The sequence below is a fragment of the Psychrobacter sp. NPDC078409 genome (genome assembly GCF_050268505.1).
In the GTDB taxonomy this organism is placed as follows: Bacteria; Pseudomonadota; Gammaproteobacteria; order Pseudomonadales; family Moraxellaceae; genus Psychrobacter.
The window spans coordinates 21,092-37,672 of sequence record NZ_JBNNGW010000007.1 but is presented as its reverse complement, the minus strand read 5'-3'; the positions used below and the strand labels follow the sequence as shown (position 1 = coordinate 37,672).

The window sequence follows — 16,581 nt, the reverse complement described above, 5'->3', positions numbered from 1 at the left end:
CTACGACTTGTAGTACTTTCACTCGCCTTCCTCGTATCCAAATTATATTGAACCGACTATATCTTGATTCTGACGCTTCTGACACTAATGTCAGATTTGGTTTTCTTTTTTGCGGGCAAGACCTGATTTATATATTGTCTTGTATCCACTGTTCCAGATAATGAATGCTCATTTGACCTTCACAAAACACCTTATCTTCAAAGAGTCGCTGATGCAGACCAATATTGGTATCAATACCGGTGATTTGCGCTTCTGATAATGCCGCACGCATTTTTTCTATCGCTTTTTCTCTTGAACGATCTTGTACACATATCTTGGCAATCAAACTGTCATAAGATGGCGGCACGGTGTAGTTCGATTCAGCATGACTATCTACTCTGATGCCAAACCCTGCTGGCATGTGGCAGTAGTCTATGCGTCCAGCATTTGGTAAAAATGTCTGCGCGTTTTCAGCATTGATACGGCACTCAAAAGCGTGTCCGGTAATGGCGATATCACTTTGCTTATATGCCAGTGGAAGCCCTGCCGCCACTCTGATTTGTTCTTGCACAATATCGACGCCCGTCACCATCTCAGTGATGGTGTGCTCAACTTGCACACGAGTATTCATCTCGATAAAGAAGAATTCACCGTTTTCATATAAAAACTCAAACGTGCCTGCGCCTCTATACTGCATTTGCTCGCAAGCTGTGACACATGCTTGACCGATTTTCTGGCGCTGCTCTTCAGTAATACCAGGTGCTGGCGCTTCTTCAATGACTTTTTGATGACGACGCTGCATAGAGCAATCACGCTCGCCTAAATAAATCGCATTACCGTGAGTATCGGACATGACTTGCACTTCGATATGACGCGGTGCTTGTAGGTATTTTTCAAGATAGACAATGGAACTACCAAAATTGGCTTTGGCTTCTGTCTGTGTCATAGAGATAGCGGAGAGTAAGTCGGCTTCTTTTTCGACCACACGCATCCCACGACCGCCGCCGCCGCTTGCCGCCTTGATAATGACTGGATAACCGACCTCATTGGCGATTTTGATAACTTGCTCTGAATCAGCAGGCAATGCGCCATTCGATCCAGGTACACAAGGCACGCCAGCCATCGTCATTTGTTTTTTGGCTTCAACTTTGTCGCCCATGTTTCTGATATTGTCAGCCGTTGGACCAATAAACGTGAGACCTGAATCTTCAATCAAGGCCGCAAAATCAGCGTTTTCAGACAAAAAGCCATAGCCTGGATGGATAGCTTGTGCGTTGGTAAGCTTTGCAGCGGACACGATCGCTCGTTGGTTAAGATAACTGTGTGTGGCATTGGCAGGCCCGATGCATACTGCTTCATCGGCTAGGCGCACGGGTAACGAGTCTTTGTCTGATTCAGAATGGGCAATGACTGACTTAATACCTAGCTGCTTACAAGCTCGGATAATACGTAGAGCAATCTCGCCGCGATTGGCAATTAAAATTTTTGTGAACATGTTTATTCCCTTAAAAATATAGTGTCAAATACAGTGTTTGTGCAGCGTCTATACAATATTGAGCGGCTATTGAGTGGCTTTAACTGTTTGGCTCTATAACAAATAAGGGCTGGGCATACTCTACGACATCACCTTCATCGACCAAAATCTCTTGAAGCGTACACGCAGTTTCTGCTTTGACCTCGTACATCATTTTCATGGCTTCAATGATGCATAGTGTCTGCCCTACTTCCACCTTATCTCCTACCTGAAAAAACACTTCTGCTGTCGGCTCAGAGCGAAGATAAAACGTACCTAGCATAGGCGCTATTACTTGGGATTTCTCCACCTCTGTAGTCACAGTTTTATCACTACGATCACTGTCTACATTGGTATTATTATCCGTACTGTTTTGAGTGGTTTCGGTTTGAGACTCTGAATGAGACGCCCTTGGGTTGGGAGTATGAGCGATATGATTGCCACTACTTTGGTTGTCGTCAGACTGGCAAACGATAGAAATACGTGCATCACCATCAGTGACTTCTAAAGATTTTATATCGGCGCATTCTGCAAGTTTGATCAGTTTTTCAAGATCCGTGAAATTGATATTCATATGATTGGCTATTCCGTTAGAGTGAAAGTGAACAATTATTTTTTATAAAAAATTCGTACCTAGTGATGTATGTAGAGTGTGATTGTTGAATGTTATGTGACAATTTATTGATTGGCTTATTAAAATAGTAGTTTGAAATTGATTATTTTTATGCGTTTAAAAGCACTTTTGTCATCAGAAATTATAGAACTGCCAAGTCTTCATCTCTTGGGTCGCAGATAAACATATGTCCTGGTGAATGCGTTATCATCAGCTCTGGCTTACTAGTCATAGCGATACTTTGCGGCGTCACACCGCAAGCCCAAAATACAGGGACTTCGCCTTCTTTTATGATGGATGCATCACCAAAATCAGGCGCATGAATGTCGGTTATACCGATGACACTAGGGTCTCCGATATGAATAGGCGCGCCGTGGACTTGCGGAAATCGAGAGGTGGCTTGGACGGCTCTGGTGATTAATGGATAAGGTATTGGCCGCATGCTAACCACCATTTTCCCATGAAACTGTCCTGCAGGCTCAGTCTCTATGTTTGTGATATACATTGGCACATTGTGATTGTCTTCGATATGTCTGATAGGAATAGACGCATTTAGCATGGCAGACTCAAAGGAAAAACTGCATCCTAAAAGAAAGCAGACCAAATCCTCTCTCCAGTAGTCTTTTAGATCTGACACCTCAGCCACTAATTCGCCAAATTTGTATATCCGATACTTTGGGACATCAGATCTCAAGTCTGCGCCTTTTGCCATGAGACGTGGCTCTGCGCTACCGACATCTGTTACATCTAAAATAGGACAAGACTTTGGGTTTCTTTGTGCAAACAATAAAAAATCATAGGCCAAATTTTTGGGCACTATGACTAGGTTTGCTTGTATGTGGCCTTTGCACAAGCCAGAAGTCGGCTTGTTAAGTTCATTTTTACTGATTAACGCTCTGACCTCTGTCGGCGTCATATTTGCTAAATCTAACATTATTACAACCTCTTACATTTTATTATTTTTAGCAGATAAAAGTTTATGATTTATTTTATATTGGTATGGCTATTTATAATTTTATTTCATATATCGAGAACTATAATTATCGTTATGTAACTTATCAGAACACCTTCGGTATGACAAGATATGAATGCAGAAATATGTGATGAACATAATGAGTGATCTTCTTGAACGCACAGTTAAGGATGTAAATCGAACTATGAGTAATGTTAAAAAAAAGGGCTCAAGCGTCGAGCGAGTTTTGCAAATCGTAGAAGTATTGGCCAAATCTGCTAAGCCTATGGGCGTTATTGATTTAGCAGAAACATTGGACATTCCTGTACCTAGTATGTACCGATTGTTAAATCAGCTACAACCGCTTCAATTTGTCCAATTAGATTTGCATGGAAAAGTAACCTGCGGAAAAAGAACGCATGACCTAGCTTTAGACCTATGGAAAAACAGTCCTTTTAAAGCAGAAAGATTGGCGATATTACAACAGCTTTCAGCCAAAATTGGTGAGTCAGTAGGGATTGCGGTGTTGCAAGACTTAGAAGTGGTGTATATCGATCGTGTGATATCTGACTGGCCTGTCCAAATACAGTTACCTACCGGAACCAATATACCTATCTGGGCCTGTGCCAGTGGCAAATTATTGTTGACACAGTTGGCAGATAATAAGTGCGAGCGTATTGTAGAAAAACTATCGTTACAGGCGCTCACGACCCATACTCAGACTGACAAAAAACAACTCATGACGTCCATTTCTGAAGTGCGTAAGACACAGATAGGGACAGATAATGAAGAGTTTATTCCTGGTATGGTCGCCTGTGCTGTCCCGATTCCAAATGGTGACCAGCCCGCATTTGCTACGGTATTTACTCATAGTCCTACTGTCAGAAAATCTTTGGATGAGCTACTGAGCTATGTGCCTGTCATGCAAGAGACAGCCAATGAGCTATCTGTTATTTTCAATCAGGAATATAATGAGTAGCCTGTCATAACATGCTATAACGATTGTATCTCAAGCCTCTTAGGCGTCGATACGAATATGAATGTATTGAGGTTATAGATGAGGTTGTAGATAGCACACTTCCCTTACATCAACGCTCATTTCCTACTTTTATCCTCCCAACCAAGAAATCGACGGCGGCTTTTACCTTAGGCACTAGATAGCGCTGCTTTTGATACAGCAGATACACGGCCATATCAGCGTGCTGCGTGATTGCTAATGGATGCTCAAATTTAATCTCTTGCAATGCCCCTGACTCAAGATATGAGGATAGTGCCCATCGAGTGGACATCAAAATCCCTTCACCATCACAAGCCTTTTTTGCTAGCCATGGTCCATTGTTTGAAATTGCCACTGCAGGTCCTGAGACATCATGCCACTGATCGTCCACATAGCAGAGCCAAGGCGTTGGCCCGTTTGGCGCTTTAAAATACAGGCCTTTATGTTCCTTTAATTCCATCACATGACTAGGTACACCATGCATCTCTAAATAACTGGGCGACGCAACCGGTATAAAGCCATTATCCATGAGCCTAATGGCAAGCACTCGCTCATTTGGCGCATAACCACCGCGAATCGCAATATCGACATCGTCACGTCCTAATGCGGATAATTCATCACTGAGACTGACATCTAGCACAATCTCTGGATACAATTCACCAAACTCATCCAACAGTGGTAGCAGTATTTTTTCACCAAAACCCACCATAGAGCTGATGCGTAACCGTCCCATCGGCGTCGTTTGATAACTGCGTACTGTTTCTCTACTTTGCTCGAGCTGATCCAATACTTGCTGCATATCGTCATAGTAGACCTGTCCTACTTCGGTCAATTTAACAATTCGGGTCGAACGCTTTAACAGTGTCGCGCCCAAGCTCTTTTCTAAATCAGATACTCGTCTTGATAGTGAGGATGGCGGCACTTTGAATGCATTTGCTGCCTTAGTAAAACTGCCCGTTTCTACGACTTTGCTAAAATACTTGATGGCACGTAATTGATCCAACTGCCCTCTCCATTTAGATGAATATGTGAGCATTCTCGCCTTATTATTGTCTTAAAAGCAATAGTGATTCACGTTATTCCTTATATATAACCACATTAAAACCAGTAATAATGTGTTTAACTTAGGGCGTGCTTGATATTCGACCATGGCACTGACAGAGACTATTTTTTAGACAGTTCGACGTTAAAAATAGTAAGTTTAGTCATTCTAAGCGTCTATATTTTAACAATGAAGTGGCAAAAAATAGTCCTGTCTCCTTCTGTTTATATTGGAGCTGATGCTAAAACTGCCCCATACTGTGTTGTAAATCTAGTTAAGGCACGAGCATTACCGTCGTTTTACGCCTTGTCTGGAACCGTTTTAGCAATCAGCAGTGCCTATTTGTGAATATCAAACACGCCCTAAACGTTGCAATGAAAACACGATTAAAAATAACTTTTACGTCAACAATGGAAGAATGACTTATGATTACTTTGCACGGCTTTGCTGCAAGCAACTATTACAACATAGTAAAACACGCTCTTTTATATAAGGGCGTTCCATTTCAAGAGGACCTTTTGTACGCTGGTAGTGATGATCTACTGACCGTCAGTCCAGTGGGTAAAGTACCTGCGATCACCATGCCTGACGGTTTTAACCTGTCAGAATCTAACGTGATTTGTGACTTTTTGGAAGAAACATATCCTGAAAAGCCGCTATATCCTGCCGATGCAGCAGAACGCGCGACTGTACGTCAGATTATGAAAATAGCAGAGCTGTATTTTGAGCTACCAAGCCGTCGTCTGATTCCATATGTGTTTTCTGGTACTCAAGCACCTAACGCAATCAAAGAGGAAGTCCGTCAAGTATTGGGTCGCGGTATTATTGCCATGAATCGCTTATGTAAATTTTCGCCTTGGATTGCAGGCGAGCAATTCACCATGGCTGACATCTATGTGCATCACGTCAACACTATTGTCAACGCTTTTGGCGCGACTCAGCTTGAGTGGGATGTACTGGCAGAAGTGGACGGCATGAAAGAATGGAACAAAGCCATGAGTGAAACCGACATTGCAAAAAGCGTTCAGGCAGACAGTCAAGCAAACATGCCTGAGTTTATGCAACACGTTAAAGCTCAAATCCAAGCCGCAAACGCTAAATAACCTGTGGCAATGTGGCAATGTGGCAATGTGACCACTAAAAATGAGCCACATTAAGAAAATTACTAAAGCTCAATAACCTAAAGAACGACCAATGCCGTAAAGAGATTGGTCTAAAAATCCAACTATTTGCAGGAGCAAATCTTATGACTGATAAAAATAAACAACTGGTTTCAACCATCAGTGATGACAACAAATTAACCCTGTCTTTAAAAGACATCGAGATGCCGCAACCCGGTGCTGACGAAGTGGTCGTACGCATGGAAGCCATGCCATTGAACCCCTCTGATTTTGGTGTGATGTTCAGCGCCGCTGATATGTCAACCGCTGTACAATCAGGCACTGATGACAGCCCGATCATTACTGCTGATGTGCCTGCGAAATTCATGCCATCACTCAAAACACGGGTAAATAAAGACACGCCTGTCGGCAATGAAGGCGCTGGTACAGTCGTCGCAGCAGGCTCATCAGAAGCCGCACAATCACTCATGGGCAAAATGGTTGCGGTGATTGGTGGCGGTACATATCGTCAATACCACTGTGTCAATGTAAGAAGCTGCATAGAAATGCAAGACGGCACGACAGCTACCGAGGCTGCATCGTCTTTTGTAAACCCGCTCACCTCACTGGCAATGGTCGAAACCATGCGCGCTGAAGGCCATAAAGCCATCGTACATGCAGCAGCCGCTTCTAGCCTTGGTCAAATGCTAAACCGTATCTGTATGGCAGACGGTGTTGATTTGGTGAATATCGTCCGTAAAGACTCGCAAGAAAAGCTATTGCGCGATATGGGCGCAAAGTATGTGGTGAACTCAAGCAGTGAGACATTCCTTGCTGATTTGACCGCCGCGATTACTGAAACAGGCGCTACGATTTCGTTTGACCCTATCGGTGGCGGTAAGCTCACCAGCGATATTCTAAACTGTATGGAAGCAGCTATCACTCGTGACGTAGAAGAATACAGCGTCTATGGCTCAAATACCTTTAAACAAGCTTATATTTATGGCGCCTTAGACCGTGGTCCGATCACCTTAAACCGTAACTTTGGTTTCGCGTGGGGTGTGAATGGTTTCTTATTATTCAATGCACTTGGCAAACTTGGTAATGAAACGGTTCAGTCCATGCGCAAACGCGTGGCAGAAGAAATCACCACCACCTTTGCGAGCAGCTATACGCATGAAGTGACCCTAGAAGAAGCGCTACAGTTAAAATCAATCGCCGCTTATGGCAAACAGGCGACTGGTGAGAAGTACTTGATCAAGCCTCAAGTCTAATTGCAAGTTAAAGAACAGTTAAAAAAAGCAGATATCTATGATGTCTGCTTTTTTATGTCTGACTAAAAGTCATCGCTACTTCGTATTTACTCACAATTTGCATAAACTTCATCAGAAAAACCATGCAATACCTATACTCAAACAAGGCAACCAGATGCCAAAAGTAATAAATTAACATTATTACTAAACTTTTGGTTGCATCTACTCCTTATTACGCCTAGTATTTCGTCCCTTTAAATAACTCTATTTCTCAAAATATAGCTGATTCAGTTTGAAAGAGAGACAAGGCAACCGAGCGCAGATGTAACTGTGATACTTCAAGTGAGGTTAACGCTGTCACTCTTTTATAGAGGATTGACTATAGAGTCTTAGTAGATGTACCTATTCACTATAAAGAGGGACTTATTATGTCAATTGACGCAATCACAATTATTGACGGCGGCTTGGGTCGAGAGCTAGCCAAACGTGGCGCACCATTTCGTCAGCCTGAGTGGTCGGCGCTGGCAATGATAGAAGCACCTGAGATCGTCCGTGACGTGCACCGCGCCTTTATCCAAAGCGGCGCAGCGGTCATCACCACCAACAGCTATGCGCTCGTACCCTTTCATATTGGCGCAGAGCGTTTTGCCAATCAAGCGCAAGCGTTGGCTACCTCAGCAGGCGAGATGGCGCGCGCTGCGGTCGAGATGGAAGGCCGCGATACTAAGATTGCAGGTTCCATCCCGCCGCTATTTGGCTCATATCGCGCCGACTTGTTTGACGCCGATCATGTAGAAGATATCGCCACGCCACTTATCGAAGGTTTGAGCGAATATGTGGACTTTTGGCTCGCAGAAACCCAAAGCCTAATCGCCGAATCTGTCGCTGTTCGCGAGCTACTGGACACGCTCGATACTGACAATAAGCCGTTATGGGTCTCATTCACCCTAGAAGACAGCGAGCATCTCGATGTGCCGCGTTTGCGTTCAGGTGAGACGGTAGAAGAAGCCGTTACAAAAATGGCGGATATCAATGTAGAAGCGATCTTGTTTAACTGCTGTCAGCCAGAAGTGATTGATCAAGCGCTTGATGTAGCGCAAAGCGTGTTGCAAGACAAGAATGCCGCACACATTAAACTTGGCGCGTATGCCAACGCTTTCCCGCCGCAGCAAAAAGACGCTACAGCGAACGATGGCCTCGATGAAGTGCGCGATGACCTAACCCCGCCTGCATACTTGGTTTGGGCAAAAAAATGGCAAACCCAAGGCGCATCACTGATTGGCGGTTGCTGCGGTATTGGCCCAGAGCATATTCAGGCATTGAGTCAGCATTTCACAAGCACTTTGACAACAGGTACTTTAACAACAGATACTTTGACGACAGGCACCTCAACAAAATAGAGATCGCACGATGCAAAATGGACAAAAAATTGGGCTAACCATGCTCACTGCCATCGTGTTTAGCTCGATGGTCGGTGCGGGTATTTTTAGCCTACCGCAAAACATGGCCGAAGTGGCAGGCGTGAATGCCATCATTACCGCATGGATCATCACTGGCGTAGGTATTTTGTTCCTCGCGGGCTGCTTTTTGCATTTGTCACGCCTCAAGCCTGAACTGGATGGCGGTATTTATACCTATGCCAAAACAGGGTTTGGCGATTTGGCAGGCTTCTTTTCAGCATGGGGTTACTGGCTGTGTGCGACGATTGGTGTGGTTGGTTACTTGGTCGTGGCGTTTGCTGCACTGGGTAGCTTTATTGATACACCAACCAGTATTGTTTTTGGTGAAGGCAACACGCTGTGGGCGCTAGTCGGTGAGTCTATCATTTTATGGCTAGTGCATTATTTGGTACTGCGCGGCGTTAAGCAAGCCGCCTTTATCAACTTGCTGGCGACCTTGGCAAAAAGCTTACCGCTCATTGCTTTTATTGTGTTTGCCTATTATGCCTTTGATATGCAGACATTCAACGCTGACCGCGCGGGAACGACTTTGGACGTGCCCTTTATGGAGCAGGTCAAAGGAACAATGCTGATCACCCTATGGGTATTTACGGGTATCGAGGGCGCGATTGTCTTATCGCAACGTGCGAAGAAGCGCGCTGATATCGGCCGTGCTACTTATATCGGGGTGTTGTGTGCACTGGTACTGTATGTTGCCATTACCCTGCTTTCTCTCGGGGTCATGAGCCGTGTGGATGTGGCAGCGCTTAGCAACCCATCAATGGCTGGCATCATGGCGCAGATGACGGGCGACGTGGGTAAATGGGTTATCAGTATTGGTCTTATCATCTCGGTATTAGCATCTTACCTGAGCTGGATTCTCTACTCGGCTGAAGTGCCGTTTACCGCGGCGAAGTACAATGCGTTTCCACGTATATTTACCAAGCAAAACGCCCAAGGCACGCCAACGGCATCATTACTACTAACCAGTTTGACCGTGCAGCTGTGCTTACTGATGATCTTTTTGACCGGTAAGGGCTATAACACCTTGGTGATTATCTCCACCTCGATGATTTTGATTCCTTACTTTTTGGTCGGGGCGTATTTGGTCAAAGTATCATTTGCACAATCAGAACGCTGGAGCATCAAAGCCATCGGTCTGGGCGCGAGTGTCTATGGTATCTGGCTAATTTATGCTGCTGGCGTGGATAACTTGCTGTTGTCCTTGCTGCTGTATATACCTGGCTTAGCGATTTTTTATTACAGCCGCTATCAGGCACGGCAGCAGTTAACATAATCTAGCTGATCGATAGCTCTCTATGCTGACAATATAAAAGGTCCAAAAACGATGGTTTTTGGACCTTTTTTAGTAGCGGTAGTGGCTTCAGAATATATGCAATCAAAGAAACAACCGCAAATATCAAGTATTAAGTAGGGAAAACCACAACCTCATCGCCTTCTTGCCATAGCTAAAACTTAGTCAATAACGCTTCAAAATCCTATAAAAAGATATATTTTATTGCCGATACTTTAATATGATCGTCTCAGGATAATCATTGGCATACTGGTAACCATCTAATATATTGTAGACTTTGACCGTGACCGTGACCGTGACCGTGACCGTGACCGTGACCGAATAGATAAAGTTGATTTATTATGCGAGTCAACACTAACAGTCGATCCAGACTATTATCTCGTTCGCAAAAAGAATTCGTCATCAACACCAATTATCGACGCTGTCTGGAACTGGTGTGTCACTCATTTAGTACAGACTTAGCACTGGCTTTATTTAGCTAGGGCTAGCTAAGCATTAAGTTAAGCGTCAATATAAATAATCTAATCTCCAATTGATTAACGTAATTAGCTTCTGAAACTAACTACGATTTCAGTCGTGTTTTTCTATCCTACTACAGTCGTGCTTCAACCTACTGATATAGACTTGCTTGCCTACTTTTTTGCTTCTCATTTTTTCTCCTCGTTTTATCCTTTTACTACCTACCCTAACTCAAAAATAAAACACAGTTACCTACCCCCTTCTCAATCAAAAAACACCCTATTTTTACGTGATTAAAATACTAAGTTTTTATGTCACATTACGTACAAATTACACAGTTAATTTATCACAAACAATTATCGGCTAAATTATTACTTAATTTTGTATTAGTATGCATTGGTATTCATTAAATGACTGAGGATACAAGTACTTACATTGTCTATAAGCCCATTCTTTTTATATAAATTTCATTTGTTGTATGTGCCTAAGGACCAGACATGACTGCTAACACACAAGAAGCTTTGACTAGCGCAGCACTCAGTTTTCAATTGATGACGCGAGCTGAGCCTCCAGAGCTGGTTATTGCCACGATAAAGTCGTTATTAGCAGTAAAAGAAGCACGCGATGAGATATTGATTATCGACAATAATAATAAAGAGACGTCATTATATGAGCCGTTGGCAGCATTTTGCCAAAGCTTAGACGCTAAATTGAATGTCCATTTTTATCATATTGATCGTGTCGAAGGATTCAAAGCGGGTGCTTTAAATTTAGCACTTGGGTTGATGAGTCCAGACTGTACTCACATTGTGGTGGTCGATAGTGATTACCAAGCACTACCACATGCTAGAGCCTCCATTATACAGGCTATCGCCCAATATCCTGAGCATACCCTACTGCAGTTTCCGCAGTTTTATCGTAATGAAGGACAGCTCGATGCCCATAGCGAGTTGAATCACTATTTTAATCACCATCTATATCGTTCTTTTAATCGCAATCGCGCCTTATCAACGGGTACTTACGCAGTCATTCGACGCTCAGATCTTTTGAGCATAGGAGGTTGGTCAGGTGCTTCTATCACTGAAGATGCTCAAATGGGCGTGCTTATGCATCGACAAGGTTTTCGCAGTCAGTTTGTGCCAGAAGTCATTGCCACAGGCTTACTACCTAACACCCTAGATGACCTAATATGTCAACGCCGACGCTGGATCTACGGCAATATGCAAGTGCTCACGGATTACCTGTCAGTCCCGACCAACTCTCCAGTTCAGTATATCTCGCAATCCAAAAGTATGAGTGAACGCCTAGCATATATACGCGCTCATCTGTCTCAACTGAGTGCTTGGGTAAACTTCACGGGGTTCTTTATCCTTTTGCATATCTGCTCATTACTGGTGATGGTTGATATGCTTTTAATAAATAACGCTAACGTGTCGATGCTTATCCCTCTATATGTGGTTTATGCAGGCTATGCATTTTTTATCCTTAGACGATTGTGGGCATATTTCCGTGATCAATCGCCTCTTAACAAACAAGTAGATGAAAACCATCAGCCGCGTTTTGGCAGAAAGGTACGAGCATGGTTGATGCATTTGAATTTTTGGGAAACTGGTGCATTGTCATGGCTGCCAGTGCTGTGGGGACGAGAGAAACCTTTTGTCTGTACGCCAAAACAGAACTATATCCAAAATCGTCAGTCATTATTCCTTAAGAATATAGCGGCGTTACCAAAACTTTTACTGATACTAAATACCATTACAGCTCTAGTTGTAGCACCGTTTTCAGCGCTCTACTCACCAGTACTATTTATCTGTGCAGCGGCAGTTTGTATTCTCAAACTAAGCGCCGCCAAAGTAGCAATGGATAATTTCTCTGATGCGAAGGCAGACATGCCAAGTATGAGCAAGGTTCTTAAGCAGACTTTAAAAGTAGCCCATGAAAAGAAGACGACTATCACGACATCTTATGCGACGTCTTTATTTAAAAATAAAAAAACCATCGATTCGTAAAAATCAGTACTTATAAAGACAATACTTATAAAGATAGCGATTCGTAAAAATTTGCGATTTATATAAGCCAGTTTTGAACCAAGGTCATTCTATTGTCTTTTATCGTTTCTATACTAGGTCCCCTATACACCACTCTACTAACCATAACGCTTATAGCCATGATGCTTATAGCCATGATGCTTATAACTATAAAGGTCTTAAAAACATGATTAGGTCTTCGAATTCACCGCTACGTATTGCCATTATTGCGCATTCACTGTATCCCATTGCCCAGCCTTACGCGGGTGGTCTAGAAATGATTACCCAATTGATTTGTGATGAGCTAGTGGCGCAAGGTCATGAGGTATTGCTCTACGCTCATAAAGATAGCGAGACGAAAGCAACGTTGGTACCGTTATTGACGCGTCATGAGTTTAGTAAGATGGTCTATGATAATGAGCACGAAACGGTCGCCATGGGCCGTGAAGAGATGTACCAATATCTCACGTATCAGATAGCCTTACGAGATATTATCGAACGTGATGAGCGCGGTGAGGTTGATATCGTACATAATCATAGTTTGCATCATATTCCGATGATGACAGGCCAAGCGTTTGGCGAAAGGTTTTTTACTACTTTTCATACGCCTATTTTTCCACAGTTACGTTTGGCACTTTTGACGCTACGCTCTGGTACAACCACTCAATTTACAGCGATTAGTAAGCACCAACAGCAGTTGTTTGCTGAGTTTGTTCCCTCACAAGTGGTATACAACGGCATTGATGTCGAATCCTTTATTGCCAATACAGAATCGCTTGGCAATACTAATGGTAGCGATGACGAGGTATATTTTTGGTATGGACGTATTTGCCCTGAAAAAGGCACTCATTTAGCTATGCGGTACTGCATGGAAGCTGGAAAAAAACTTATCATTGCAGGACCTAAAAGCAACGAAGACTACTTCAATCAAAAAGTAGCCCCTTTGTTGTTTAAAGACAGTAAGAGTGGCGATGAGAAACTATTCAGTTATGTAGGTCATGTCACCAAGGACGAGATTAATAATTACTTGTGCCAAGCAACTGCCATGCTATTTACCAGCACTTGGGACGAGCCATACGGATTGACCTTGGCTGAGAGTCTGGCATGTGGCACACCAGTGATTGGTTTCGATGCTGGAGCCAGTGCCGAAATTATTACCCCAGAGACAGGAGTCATCGTACCTAAGAAAGACAAAGCCGCTTTTATCAATGGCTTTAATACGATTAAAAACATATCACGTCAAGCTTGCCGTGACCGTGCTTTACAGTTTTGTTCAGTGTCAGCCATGGTAGACGGCTATCTGGCACTATATCAAGCAGCGTTAAAAAATAGAACTGCGTTGATAAAAGATAATTCAGAAAGTTATATCAACAGTATCAACAGCTATGAGCTGTCTGATTTAACAAAAGACTCCCTGCAATTTTTTAATCAAGCCATTCAAGCGCCAGTTGAAACTGATAATAATCTTGTTAGCTTTTCTGAGGGGTCGTAATGATGCGTATCGGATATTATGCTCATCATCATGGCTCAGGACATTGCCGACAGGCAGATAAACTGGCTGCATTGCTGCCTAATGATGCAAGAGCGCAATTAACGGTATTTACGAGTTTAGATATAGATAGCTATCGTTTTACTGCTATTGATGAACAACAAATCGTACGCTTAAATGCAGAAGATGAACGCCCCGATGACATACTAGCAGGTCGTGCAGGAGAATATTGGCAACCAGCCAGTCTACACTACTCGCCCGTAGGCAATGGTGACATTCAAAAACGCAGTCACCAAATACTAGACACTATCTTTCAACGTAAGATCGATCTGATGATTATCGATGTCAGCGTCGAGGTGGCGATGCTCTGCCGTGCGGCAAGTATTCCTTACCTTTACGTTAGGCTTCCGGGCATTCGCGACGATGCGCCACATACAGGTGCATTTGCTGGTGCGCTTGGCTTACTGGCGCCTTATCCTAAAGCGTTAGAGTCTACCCAGACATCTGAGTGGGTCTGTAATAAAACGCTCTATCTTGACTTTATCTACTCTCAAAAAGCTGAGTCATGTACTTATGAGAGCTTTATAAATATTTTGGCAAAATTAAGCGCTGGTATCGAAATTTCTGCTCCTAAATCTACAAGCCTACTATCTAGCAGGGCTCAATTAACATACAAGTCCGGAGCTACAAGACCTATTATCACCGTTATTAAAGGCTACGGTGGACACAAAGCGATTGACGAAAAACTACCGGAGTTGCGCTCACTGCTACCCAATGCATTAATCATCTCTCTCGGGCCTATAGACGATGACAAACGATGTTATGTCGATATCTCAACTGAGGTAGATGACGTCACACCATTTATTTGTCATAGCGATTATCTAATGATGGCCTGCGGCCTAAACGCTGTCGCGCAAGCATATCATTATGATACGCCGCTCATAGTAGTGCCTGATGACAGACCTCATAATGAACAAGCTGTCATGGCTGAAGCGTTAGTCGCTCAAAACAAAGCGCTAAATTGGCAGCAGTTTAAAACCTCAATGAGCATCAATGACGGTCAACCTGAATCTATTGCTCAAACCATCCATGGCCGAAGCAAACCACACCCCGCTACCTCGGTTGATAGCATTGAAGAAAATAACAGTGAAGAAAATGACAGCGAGGAAACCAACGCAGCTACGCCAACAGCTGCTCAAGCGTTTAAGCATAGCACCACTGATTATCCTACAACTAAGCTTTGGTTTGAAAACTGGTTACTCCCTCGACTCAACTTAACACCCGAATCAACAATTAAATACTGACTTATTAAATACTGATTTATTAAAAGTAACAGGCAATACGATAACGAGGTAAAGACAAGCGATGACCATTCAGCCAACAAGTAACGCTAGCATGAATTCTGATACTGTATCGATGACCGTCATTACGACTTGCTATGGTCGTAATCGTCATCTCTATAACCTACTCAGCAGTCTAGAAAATAGTAGTGTAAAGCCAGCCGAAGTCATTATCGTCAACGACGACGCTGATCCCAATCGGTTAGCCGAATTTTCATTGAATATCGTGAAGTTACCGACTACGGTCAAATCAGCTGTGAACGACGGTAGCGATACTAACACTGCAGAGTTTGATATCGGACATAACCGTAATCTTGGGGCACTGCAGGCAACTCACGATATGCTGATTTTTTTGGATGTTGATTGTATCGTAGCGCCTACGTTTATTGAGCAAATGTATAAGAAGCTTCTGCAATATCCTAATGCGCTTTTGATGGGTCAACCACGCTATATAACGCGACCTTTATCAGTAGAAGAAAATGCACAATTAAAAATTAACCATCTGCCTTTCTCTGTTTTAGACGAGCTGTCTGTCTATAACCCTTATCGTTATAATTTTGATGAAGCTGATTCAAACCAAGCTCTAACAGAGCAAACAGCTATCAAACAGACTGATGATTATGGTGCATTTTGGAGCCTGTGCTTCGCTATCAATCGACAGACTTTTGATAAAATTGGCGGTTTCGACACCCAATATACAGGTTATGGTGCAGAGGATACCGATTTTTCCTTTACAGCTCGTCGATTAGGTATCGATTTTTCCTTTACTGCTGATATCGCCTATCATCAGCAGCATAGTGTCTACCGGCCACCACTCAATCATCTGGACAGTATCATTGTCAATGCCAATCGCTTCTATCAAAAATGGCACTGTTGGCCCATGGCAGGATGGTTGTCACAGTTTTCCGATATGGATCTGATAGATTGGACCGAAGAACAATCATCATTGATAGTTATAAGACGAGAGCCTAGCGACAATGAGATAAAGCACGCTCATTGTCCTGATGCTCCTTATGTTTAACTACTTTTAGCAATTTCTAGCTAAACATAGCTTAGTTAATCA

At 43.2% G+C, this 16,581-nt stretch carries 13 protein-coding genes; 9 read left to right on the top strand and 4 right to left on the bottom strand.

The features are described 5' to 3' along the window. Nucleotides 1-127: 127 nt before the first annotated feature. The 3 genes from accC to ACQKC9_RS12620 all read right to left on the bottom strand — a co-directional run bounded on the left by accC (nucleotide 128) and on the right by ACQKC9_RS12620 (nucleotide 3,039). Nucleotides 128-1,474: an acetyl-CoA carboxylase biotin carboxylase subunit gene (accC, locus tag ACQKC9_RS12630; protein ID WP_427622084.1), complete on the bottom strand. Its 1,347-nt coding sequence runs from the start codon at nucleotides 1,472-1,474 to the stop codon at nucleotides 128-130. Nucleotides 1,475-1,553: 79 nt separating this feature from the next. Then, a complete protein-coding gene (gene accB / locus ACQKC9_RS12625; RefSeq protein ID WP_427622083.1) occupies nucleotides 1,554-2,066 on the bottom strand; it encodes an acetyl-CoA carboxylase biotin carboxyl carrier protein in 513 nt (170 codons plus the stop codon). 181 nt (nucleotides 2,067-2,247) lie between these two features. Further along, the gene (locus ACQKC9_RS12620; protein ID WP_427622081.1) at nucleotides 2,248-3,039 is read right to left on the bottom strand and encodes a putative hydro-lyase; all 792 of its coding nucleotides are present in this window, start codon (nucleotides 3,037-3,039) and stop codon (nucleotides 2,248-2,250) included. Nucleotides 3,040-3,262: 223 nt separating this feature from the next. Here ACQKC9_RS12620 and ACQKC9_RS12615 point away from each other — a divergent pair, with 223 nt between their 5' ends. Beyond that, nucleotides 3,263-4,036 carry an IclR family transcriptional regulator gene (locus ACQKC9_RS12615; RefSeq protein WP_427622079.1) on the top strand — a complete coding sequence of 258 codons (774 nt, stop codon included), beginning with the start codon at nucleotides 3,263-3,265 and terminating at the stop codon, nucleotides 4,034-4,036. Nucleotides 4,037-4,145: 109 nt separating this feature from the next. Here ACQKC9_RS12615 and ACQKC9_RS12610 read toward each other — a convergent pair whose 3' ends face one another. After that, nucleotides 4,146-5,090, bottom strand: coding sequence for a LysR family transcriptional regulator (locus ACQKC9_RS12610; RefSeq protein WP_427622078.1), 945 nt, complete (start codon nucleotides 5,088-5,090; stop codon nucleotides 4,146-4,148). A 431-nt stretch (nucleotides 5,091-5,521) separates the two neighbouring features. Between ACQKC9_RS12610 and ACQKC9_RS12605 the strand changes: the two genes are divergently transcribed. The 8 genes from ACQKC9_RS12605 to ACQKC9_RS12570 all read left to right on the top strand — a co-directional run bounded on the left by ACQKC9_RS12605 (nucleotide 5,522) and on the right by ACQKC9_RS12570 (nucleotide 16,539). Then, the gene (locus ACQKC9_RS12605) at nucleotides 5,522-6,199 is read left to right on the top strand and encodes a glutathione S-transferase family protein (RefSeq protein WP_427622077.1); all 678 of its coding nucleotides are present in this window, start codon (nucleotides 5,522-5,524) and stop codon (nucleotides 6,197-6,199) included. Between the two features lie 143 nt (nucleotides 6,200-6,342). Continuing rightward, nucleotides 6,343-7,470: a zinc-binding dehydrogenase gene (locus ACQKC9_RS12600; RefSeq protein WP_427622075.1), complete on the top strand. Its 1,128-nt coding sequence runs from the start codon at nucleotides 6,343-6,345 to the stop codon at nucleotides 7,468-7,470. Nucleotides 7,471-7,892: 422 nt separating this feature from the next. Next, nucleotides 7,893-8,849, top strand: coding sequence for a homocysteine S-methyltransferase family protein (locus ACQKC9_RS12595; protein WP_427622208.1), 957 nt, complete (start codon nucleotides 7,893-7,895; stop codon nucleotides 8,847-8,849). 10 nt (nucleotides 8,850-8,859) lie between these two features. Continuing rightward, nucleotides 8,860-10,185 carry a basic amino acid/polyamine antiporter gene (locus ACQKC9_RS12590; protein WP_427622074.1) on the top strand — a complete coding sequence of 442 codons (1,326 nt, stop codon included), beginning with the start codon at nucleotides 8,860-8,862 and terminating at the stop codon, nucleotides 10,183-10,185. Nucleotides 10,186-11,159: 974 nt separating this feature from the next. Continuing rightward, on the top strand, nucleotides 11,160-12,671 hold the full coding sequence (locus ACQKC9_RS12585) for a glycosyltransferase family 2 protein (RefSeq protein ID WP_427622072.1): 1,512 nt from the start codon (nucleotides 11,160-11,162) through the stop codon (nucleotides 12,669-12,671). Between the two features lie 205 nt (nucleotides 12,672-12,876). Next, nucleotides 12,877-14,181 carry a glycosyltransferase gene (locus ACQKC9_RS12580; protein ID WP_427622071.1) on the top strand — a complete coding sequence of 435 codons (1,305 nt, stop codon included), beginning with the start codon at nucleotides 12,877-12,879 and terminating at the stop codon, nucleotides 14,179-14,181. Further along, nucleotides 14,181-15,482, top strand: coding sequence for a hypothetical protein (locus ACQKC9_RS12575; RefSeq protein WP_427622069.1), 1,302 nt, complete (start codon nucleotides 14,181-14,183; stop codon nucleotides 15,480-15,482). Before ACQKC9_RS12580 ends, ACQKC9_RS12575 begins: the two co-directional genes overlap by 1 nt. 61 nt (nucleotides 15,483-15,543) lie before the next feature. Next, a complete protein-coding gene (locus ACQKC9_RS12570; RefSeq protein ID WP_427622068.1) occupies nucleotides 15,544-16,539 on the top strand; it encodes a glycosyltransferase family 2 protein in 996 nt (331 codons plus the stop codon). The last annotated feature ends 42 nt before the right edge of the window (nucleotides 16,540-16,581 follow it).